Here is a 5,443-nt window from a genome sequence, read left to right on the forward strand (position 1 = left end):
CAGACGATCGCGGCGCACGCGCTGCGCGGCTACAAGATCACCTTCGTGCCGATGTTCGTGCACCTGGTCTGCTTCTGGGGCGTCGGTCTGCTCGGCGGCTGGTGGCTGGCTTTTCACGCCGCGCAGCCACTCGGCGTGGCCGGCTTCTGGCTTGCCTCGCTGCTCAGCCTGGTGCTCGCGGCGATTCTCCTCGGCGCCCTGCTGCGCCGCGCGATGCGCGCAGCAAGCGCCTGAAGCCGCCCGCCGGCGGCCACCGTCTCAGGCCGTTTTCAGGCGCACGCGCGCGGCGTGCGCCATCAAGGCGGCGATGACGCACGAGGCAATGCGCGTTTCCGCGGTGTCAGCGCGGCTGGTCAGGACGATCGGCACGCTCGCCCCGAGGACGATGCCGGCGGTCAGTGCGTTGGCCAGGTATTCGAGCTGCTTGGCGATCATGTTGCCCGACTCGAGGTCGGGGACGACCAGGATGTCGGCCCGTCCGGCCACCGCCGAGGTGATTCCCTTGGTCTTCGCGGCGACCAGCGAAACCGCGTTGTCGAAGGCCAACGGCCCATCGAGCAGGCCGCCCTTGATCTGGCCGCGGTCGGCCATCTTGCACAGCGCCGCCGCGTCGAGCGTGGACTGGATCTTGGGATTGACCGTCTCGACCGCCGAGAGGATGGCAACCTTGGGTTCCGGAACGCCGATGACGTGCGCCAGTTCGATGGCGTTCTGGATGATGTCGACCTTTTCAAGCAGGCTGGGCATGATGTTGACCGCCGCGTCGGTGATCATGATCGGCCGCGGATAGGTGGGCACGTCCATCAGGAAGACATGGCTGATCCGGCGGTCGGTACGCAGACCGGCGCTGCGCGAAATGACCTCGGCCATCAGTTCGTCGGTGTGCAGACTGCCTTTCATCAGCGCTTCGGCGTCGCCGCTGCGGACCAGCGTCACGGCCATCGCCGCTGCGTCGTGGCTGTGCCGGACATCGACAATGCGGTGCGGCCCGAGGTCCAGCCCGTGCTCTTCGGCAACAGCGCGAATCTTCTGTTCGGGACCGATCAGGATGGGGTCGATCAGCTTGGCGTCGGCGGCGAGCAGCGCACCGCGCAGCGACTCGCGGTCGCAAGGGTGAACGACGGCCATGTCGATCGGTGCCAAGCCTGCGGCGCGCTGCACGAGTACCTGCAGGCGCGCATACTTGTCGGAGATGGTGATTTCCGGCAGTGCGGCGCGCTTGGTGCGAACTTTTTCGGTCGGCGCCATCACCTCGACGCTGCCTGAGACGACGACCAGTCCGTCCTGGTTTGCCCCAACGCAATCGAGAATGATGTGGTGGTTATGGGCAAATTTCTGGCGTACCGTCACCGTGAAGGTGATCGTGTCGCCGATCGTCACCGGCCGGGCAAACTGCAGCGAGGTCTCCATCAACGCGGTTCCCGGACCAGGAAACTGCGTGCTGAGGATGGTCGACAGCAAGGACGCGATCCACATGCCATGCGCAATGAAGTCGCGGAACAGGCCGCTGTGCCTGAATTCGGTATTCGCCAGGGCAGGATTCATGTCGCCCGACATCAGGGCGAACAGCTTGACGTCCTCAGGACGCAGTGTGCGCACCAGCGCCGACGTATCGCCGAGGTTGAGCTCGTCGTAGGTGTGGCTTTCGAGGAATTCGAGGGACGTCTCAAAATGCATGGTCGTGCTCCGAAAAATGCTGTCCATGACGGCCCCGCAAACCACCCCGCGTTCGCCTGCGCAGGACCCGCCTGCTTCACTCTACGCGGCCCGAGCCAGCCGTCGTCAATACCGGCAAACACCGCGCCTGCCGCGCCCCGGCTATTGAAGCATAGCGGAAAATTTGCTGCATTGCGCCATGATTTTTCCCTGACCGACCGAGCGTCAGGCGAAGCGCGCCGGGGGCGACTTGCGCGCATTCCTGCCCACCGTTGACGTGCGTCAGTTCGCCCCGCCAAGAGACCTGCTATGCTGAATTCGGCGATCTGAATTTGGACGCTTTTTCGCCGATGATCACTCGCAGGAGGTTCGCGTGAGTCAGGACTACGCTGAGGCCGGGCAGCTCGACAGCCGGCTGCCGCCCATTTTCGAGCGCTATCGCTACGAACCCAGGTACCTGGTCCAGATTCTGCGCGAAGTGCAGGATGCCCTCGGCCATCTTCCGGCGGCAGCGCTGAGCGCGGTTGCGCGCGCGCTTTGCCTGCCGCGCGCACGCGTCGAGGGAGTCGCCGGCTTCTACTCGTTCTTCCACCTGACGCCGGTCGGCCGTTACCGCGTCCTCTTCTCGGACAACATCACCGACCGCATGCTGGGCAGCGGCGAACTGATTGATCGGCTGTGCAACAAGCTGTGGGTCGAACGCGGCAAGGTCTCCGAAGACCGCCTGGTCAGCGTCGATACGACGTCCTGCACCGGCATGTGCGACCAGGGACCGGCGCTGCTGGTCAACGGCCGTCCGCTCACCCGCATGTCGGCCGAGCGCATCGACCGGATCAGCGAACTGATCCGCAAGCAGGCGCCGTTGAGCGACTGGCCGCGCGAGTATTTTCTGATCGAGGACAACATCCGGCGCTACGACGAGTTGCTCGGCCGCCAGTGGCCGAACGGCGAAGCACTCAAGGCGGCTGTCGCGCGCGGCCGGGAGGCGATGCTGGCCGAGATGAAACTGTCCAATTTGCGCGGTCGTGGCGGCGCCGGGTTCACCACGCACATCAAGTGGGAATCGGCGCGCCGGGCGCCATGCGCCGGTGAGACGCCGGCACGCTACGTCGTCTGCAATGCTGACGAAGGCGAACCCGGTACGTTCAAGGACCGCGTCCTGCTGAGCAGCTACGCCGACCTGCTGTTCGACGGAATCAGCATCGCCGGGTTTACGATCGGCGCCACGCTGGGGCTGGTCTATCTGCGCGGCGAGTACGCCTACCTCCTGCCGGCGCTGAACGAAAACCTCGCCCGCCGCCGACGCGATGGACTGCTCGGCACACGGGTGCTCGGCGAGGACGACTTCAACTTCGACATCGAGATCCACCTCGGCGCCGGCGCCTACGTCTGCGGCGAAGAAACCGCCCTGCTCGAATCGCTCGAAGGCAAGCGCGGCGTGCCGCGCATACGGCCGCCCTTCCCGGCCACCGAAGGCTATCTCGGCCAGCCGACGGTGGTGAACAACGTCGAAACGCTGTGCAAGGCGGCGCTGATCGCGGTCAATGGCGGCGCCTGGTTCGCCGGCCTGGGGACCAAGCAGTCTACCGGAACGAAGCTGCTGTCGATCTCCGGCGATGTCGAAACGCCGGGAATCTACGAATACCCGTTCGGCGTTTCGGTGGCGCAGGTGCTCAACGATTGCGGCGCCGGCAATGCGCAGGCAGTGCAAGTCAGCGGCCCATCCGGAACCTGCCTGGCGATGCACGAATTCTCGCGCCGGATTGCCTTCGAGGACGTACCGACCGCCGGCGCTTTCATGGTCTTCGGCGAACACCGCGACATGTTCGAGGTGGCGCGTAATTTTGCCCATTTCTTCGCGCACGAGAGTTGCGGTTTCTGCACGCCCTGCCGCGTTGGCACCTCGCTCGTCGCCAACTGCATGGACAAGATCGCGAGCGGCCAGGGTTCGCAGCACGACATCAACGAAATCTTCAAGATCCACCGGCTGCTGCACGCCGCCAGTCATTGCGGGCTCGGCCAGTCCGCGTGCAACCCGCTCTTCGACACGCTGAACAAGTTCCGCCCGGCCTATGAGCGACGCCTGCGCTCGCTGGCCTTCAAACCGGCGTTCGACCTCGATCAGGCGCTGGCCTCCGCCCGCCAGATGACCGGGCGCGATGACCCGGCCGCCCACTTTGGTCTGGCGGCCGGCTTGCCGGGAGTCGAAGCATGAGCACGCAGCACATCCTGCTCGACGGGCTGCCCGTTTCCTTCACCGACGGGCAGACGATCATGCAGGCCGCGATGGCCGCCGACATTTTCATTCCGCACCTGTGCCATCACCCCGAGTTCAAGCCGCAGGGAAGCTGCAAGCTGTGCACGGTGAAAGCCAACGGGCGCTACGTCTCGGCGTGCACGATGCCGGCACGCGACGGAATGGAGGTCGAAAACAATTCCCCCGACCTGAACGACAAGCGACGGACGATGCTGCAGATGCTTTTCGTCGAAGGCAATCACTTCTGCCCCTCGTGCGAGAAGAGCGGCCGCTGCATGCTGCAGGCGCTGGCCTACGAACTGGAAATGCTGACCCCGCACTTTCCGCAGTTCTATCCCGATCGGGCGGTCGATGCCTCGCACCCCGAGGTGCTGCTCGACTTCAACCGCTGCATTCTCTGCGAGTTGTGCGTGCGCGCCAGTCGCGACGTCGACGGCAAGAACGTCTTTGCCCTCTCCGGGCGCGGTATCGGCAAACACCTGATCGTCAATGCCGAGTCGGGGCGCCTGGCGGACACCGACTTTTCGCTCGCCGACAAGGCAGCGCATGTCTGCCCGGTCGGCGTCATCCTGCGCAAGCGGCGCGGCTTCGCCGTGCCGATCGGCAGCCGGCGCTACGATGTTCAACCGATCGGCATGCAGGTCGAGCGCCTCGCCCGGCGCACGACGACCGAGGAGGTGTGAGATGAACGCTGCTGTCGAGAGCCGCAAGCTGCGCGTCGCGACGACTTCGCTCGCCGGCTGCTTCGGTTGCCACATGTCTTTTCTCGATATCGACGAGCGCCTGTTCGAACTGCTCGAACATGTCGAGTTCGACCGTTCGCCGCTCACCGACATCAAACACTGCGGCCCCTGTGACATCGGCCTGATCGAAGGCGGCATCTGCAACGCGGAAAACGTGCACGTTCTGCGCGAGTTCCGTCACAACTGCAAGGTGCTGATCGCCCTCGGCGCGTGCTCGGTGAACGGCGGGCTGCCGGCGCAGCGCAACCACCTCGATCTCGGCCAGTGCCTGCAGGAGGTCTACCTGACCGGGCCCGGCATCGTCGGCCGCCAGATCCCGAACGATCCGGAACTGCCGCTGCCGCTCGACAAGGTCCACCCGATCCACGAGATCGTCCGCGTCGACTACTTCATCCCGGGTTGCCCGCCTTCCGGCGAAGCGATATGGAAGTTCCTGAGCGACCTGCTGGCCGGCCGCACGCCGCGCCTGGGGCACCCGCTGCTGCATTTTGATTGATCCGGCAAGAGTTGAAAGCGAGCATGGCCATGGAAAACACAGGCTTCGCCCTCGAAACCGCCGCCAACCCGGGCACACTGCGCCGCGTCGCGATCGACCCGGTGTCGCGGGTCGAAGGACACGGCAAGGTAACGCTGCTGCTGGACGACAACGACCAAGTGCAACAGGTGCGCCTGCACATCGTCGAATTCCGCGGCTTCGAAAAATTCATCCAGGGACGCCCGTACTGGGAAGTTCCGGTGATGGTGCAGCGGCTGTGCGGCATCTGCCCGGTGTCGCACCACCTGGCCG

The 5,443-nt window shown here is 65.1% G+C and carries 4 protein-coding genes and 2 pseudogenes; 5 read left to right on the plus strand and 1 reads right to left on the minus strand.

Annotated elements, in window-relative coordinates; translation table 11 throughout:
* A pseudogene (locus tag PKE44_RS14380) lies at positions 1-234 on the plus strand (MATE family efflux transporter); the annotation flags it as partial.
* Between the two features lie 24 nt (positions 235-258).
* On the opposite strand, the gene PKE44_RS14385 reads toward PKE44_RS14380, so the two are convergent.
* Entirely contained in the window at positions 259-1,677 is a 1,419-nt protein-coding gene (locus tag PKE44_RS14385) for a bifunctional enoyl-CoA hydratase/phosphate acetyltransferase (protein ID WP_300328731.1), read from the minus strand.
* Between the two features lie 352 nt (positions 1,678-2,029).
* On the opposite strand from PKE44_RS14385, the gene PKE44_RS14390 reads away from it, so the two are divergent.
* The 4 genes and pseudogenes from PKE44_RS14390 to PKE44_RS14405 all read left to right on the plus strand — a co-directional run.
* Positions 2,030-3,871 carry an NAD(P)H-dependent oxidoreductase subunit E gene (locus tag PKE44_RS14390; RefSeq protein WP_324552373.1) on the plus strand — a complete coding sequence of 614 codons (1,842 nt, stop codon included), beginning with the start codon at positions 2,030-2,032 and terminating at the stop codon, positions 3,869-3,871.
* Positions 3,868-4,596 (plus strand): 2Fe-2S iron-sulfur cluster-binding protein, encoded by a 729-nt coding sequence (locus PKE44_RS14395; RefSeq protein ID WP_311097233.1) that lies wholly within the window; start codon positions 3,868-3,870, stop codon positions 4,594-4,596. Before PKE44_RS14390 ends, PKE44_RS14395 begins: the two co-directional genes overlap by 4 nt.
* Before the next feature lies 1 nt (position 4,597).
* Positions 4,598-5,152 (plus strand): NADP oxidoreductase, encoded by a 555-nt coding sequence (locus tag PKE44_RS14400; protein ID WP_300328723.1) that lies wholly within the window; start codon positions 4,598-4,600, stop codon positions 5,150-5,152.
* 23 nt (positions 5,153-5,175) lie between these two features.
* Positions 5,176-5,443: pseudogene (locus PKE44_RS14405) on the plus strand (Ni/Fe hydrogenase subunit alpha); the annotation flags it as partial.

Source organism: Plasticicumulans sp., assembly GCF_035331805.1.
Lineage (GTDB): Bacteria > Pseudomonadota > Gammaproteobacteria > Competibacterales > Competibacteraceae > Plasticicumulans.